At 62.5% G+C, this 3,290-nt stretch carries 3 protein-coding genes; all 3 read left to right on the top strand.

What is annotated here, in order from left to right; translation table 11 throughout:
* Window positions 1-1,063: glucose-1-phosphate adenylyltransferase (locus EN939_RS26540; RefSeq protein ID WP_164751235.1), on the top strand; the 1,063-nt coding region annotated here is incomplete at its 5' end.
* 3 nt (window positions 1,064-1,066) lie between these two features.
* Window positions 1,067-2,512 (top strand): glycogen synthase GlgA, encoded by a 1,446-nt coding sequence (glgA, locus tag EN939_RS26535; RefSeq protein ID WP_127269989.1) that lies wholly within the window; start codon window positions 1,067-1,069, stop codon window positions 2,510-2,512.
* Window positions 2,513-2,515: 3 nt separating this feature from the next.
* Window positions 2,516-3,290 (top strand): alpha-D-glucose phosphate-specific phosphoglucomutase (locus EN939_RS26530; RefSeq protein ID WP_127270715.1); only part of this gene is annotated, 775 nt, incomplete at its 3' end.

Genomic DNA, 3,290 nt, shown 5'->3' with positions numbered 1-3,290 from the left:
GTACAAGGCACATTCGCTGATCCGCCATCTGCAGCGCGGCTGGAACTTCCTGCGCCCTGAACGAAACGAGAGTTTCGACATCCTGCCGGCCAGCCAGCGCGTCTCGGAAACGCAGTGGTATGAAGGCACCGCCGATGCCGTCTATCAGAACATCGACATCATTGAGGCCTACGGCCCCGAATACATGGTCATCCTGGCCGGCGACCACATCTACAAGATGGACTACGAGATGATGCTTCGCCAGCACGTCGACGCCAATGCCGACGTCACCGTCGGCTGCCTCGAAGTGCCGCGCATGGAAGCCACCGGCTTCGGCGTCATGCATGTCGATGCCAAGGACAACATCATCGCCTTCGTCGAAAAACCCGCCGATCCGCCCGGCATTCCCGATAAGCCGGAATTCGCGCTGGCTTCGATGGGCATCTACGTCTTCAAGACCAAATTCCTGATGGAGCAGTTGCGCCGCGATGCGGCCGAGGCGGGCTCAAGCCGCGACTTCGGCAAGGACATCATCCCCTATATCGTCCAGCACGGTAAGGCGATCGCGCATCGCTTCGCTAAATCCTGCGTCCGCTCGACCGCCGAGAACGAAGCCTACTGGCGCGACGTCGGAACGGTCGATGCCTATTGGGAAGCCAATATCGACCTGACCGATATCACGCCCGAGCTCGATCTCTACGACCGCGACTGGCCGATCTGGACCTATGCCGAATTGAAGCCGCCGGCAAAGTTCGTGCATGACGAGGATGGCCGCCGCGGTTCGGCTGTGTCTTCGCTTGTCTCGGGCGATTGCATCGTCTCGGGGGCTTCGCTGAAAAAAAGCCTGATCTTCACCGGCGCGCGCATCAATTCCTATTCGACGCTGGAAGAAGTCGTCATGCTGCCCGACGTTCATGTCGGCCGGAACGCAAAGTTGAAGCGCGTGGTCATCGACCATGGTGTTAGGATACCGGAAGGGCTGGTGGTCGGCGAAGATCCTATTCTCGACGCCAAGCGCTTCCGCGTTTCCGAAAAGGGCATCTGCCTGGTCACGCAGGACATGATCGACAAGTTAGGGCTCTAACGCATGCAGGTTCTGTCGGTCACGCCCGAGATCTTTCCGCTGATCAAGACCGGAGGGCTTGCCGACGTGACCGGCGCGCTGCCCATCGCCTTGGCGGCCAAGGGCGTGACCGTGCGCACGCTCATCCCGGGCTTTCCGACCGTCATGGCCGCCTTCAAGAAGAAGCGGGCGGTTCTGCAATATCCCTTGCTGCAGGGCGGCAAGGCCTCCGTCCATTCAGTCCAACTCGCCGGGCTCGAACTGTTCGTGCTCGATGCGCCGCATCTGTTCGACCGTCCCGGCGGTCCCTACGGCAATGCCACCGGCGTGGACTGGCCAGACAACTGGCGGCGCTTCGCAGCACTAAGCCAGGTCGGCGGCGATATCGCCGGCGGCGCCATCTCGGGCTACCAGCCCGACATCGTCCATGCCCATGACTGGCAGTCTGCGATGACCCTGGCCTACATGCGCTACGGCAAGGCAGTTGGCATTCCCTCGATGATGACCGTCCACAATCTCGCCTTCCAGGGCCAGTTCGGCGCCGGCATCTTCGGTGAACTCGGCTTGCCGGCGGCGGCGATGGCGCTCGACGGCGTCGAATATTATGGTGGTGTCGGCTTCCTCAAGGCTGGCCTGCAGGCCGCCTGGGCGATCACCACGGTCAGCCCGACCTACGCGCAGGAGATCCGCTCGGCGGAATTCGGCATGGGTCTCGACGGCCTCATCAACATGCGCTCCAGCGATCTCTATGGCATCGTCAACGGCATCGACACCGGCATCTGGGATCCGGAAACCGACAAGCATCTGGTATCCCCCTACAAGGCGAGCACACTGAAGGCGCGCGCGCCCAACAGGACTGCCGTGGAGGACCGCTTCAGTCTTGAGCGTGACGACAGCCCGATCGTCTGCGTGGTCAGCCGGCTGACCTGGCAGAAGGGGATGGACATACTGGCGCTGGTGATCGACGGCATCGTTGCCACTGGCGCGCGGCTGGCCATCCTAGGATCGGGCGATGCTGGTCTCGAAGGCGCGCTGCTTGCCGCTGCCGCCCGGCATCGCGGCCGTATCGGTGTGGTCGTCGGCTACGATGAGGGGCTGTCGCACATCATGCAGGGTGGCTGTGACGCCATCGTCATCCCCTCGCGCTTCGAACCGTGCGGGCTGACGCAGCTTTACGGCCTGCGCTATGGCTGCGTGCCGGTGGTCGCGCGCACCGGGGGCCTCGCCGATACGGTCATCGACGCCAATGAGGCCGCCGTCTCTGCCGGTGTCGCCACCGGCCTCCAGTTCGCGCCCAACAATGGCGGTGCCTTGCTGCACGCCATCCGCCGCCTCGTCGACGCCCATGCCAGTCCGACGGTCTGGGAATCGCTGCAGCGCCAGGGCATGAAGGCCGATGTGTCGTGGGACAAGAGCGCCGAAAAATATGTCGAACTCTATCGCTCGCTACTTTCGAAAAGGGTTGCCTGAAGCATGATACGGACCGTCCCCACCAAGCCTTATTCCGACCAGAGGCCCGGCACGTCGGGCCTGCGCAAGAAGGTGCCTGTCTTTCAGCAGGAGCACTATGCCGAGAATTTCATCCAGTCGATCTTCGACGCGCTCGACGGTTTCAAGGGCAAGACCCTGGTGATTGGCGGTGACGGCCGGTTCTACAATCGCGAGGTCATCCAGAAGGCCATCGCCATGGCCGCCGCCAACGGCTTCGGCAAGGTGATGGTCGGGCAGGGCGGCATCCTGTCGACGCCGGCCGCCTCGCATGTCATCCGCAAGTACAAGACCTTTGGCGGCATCATCCTGTCGGCCAGCCATAATCCCGGCGGCCCGCATGAGGATTTCGGCATCAAGTACAATGCCGGCAATGGCGGCCCGGCGCCGGAAAAGCTGACCGACGCGATGTTCGAGAAAACCAAGACAATCTCAAGCTTCAAGATCGCCGATATCGATCCGATCGACATCGACACAACAGGCACGGTCAAGGCCGCCGGCATGACGGTCGAGATCATCGACCCGGTCGCCGACTATGCCGAACTGATGGAAAGCCTGTTCGATTTCGATGCCCTGCGCAAACTGTTCAAATCCGGCTTCCGCATGCGCTTCGACGCCATGCACGCGGTGACCGGCCCCTACGCCAAGGAGATCCTGGAGAACCGGCTTGGCGCGCCCAACGGCACCTGCCGCAATTTCAAGCCGCTGCCGGATTTCGGCGGCCATCACCCGGATCCGAACCTCGTCCATGCCAAGCACC

The organism is Mesorhizobium sp. M7A.F.Ca.CA.002.05.1.1, from assembly GCF_003998335.1.
Classification (GTDB): domain Bacteria; phylum Pseudomonadota; class Alphaproteobacteria; order Rhizobiales; family Rhizobiaceae; genus Mesorhizobium.
The sequence above is the reverse complement of the archived record's forward strand: the minus strand, read 5'-3'. Positions and strand labels throughout refer to the sequence as shown.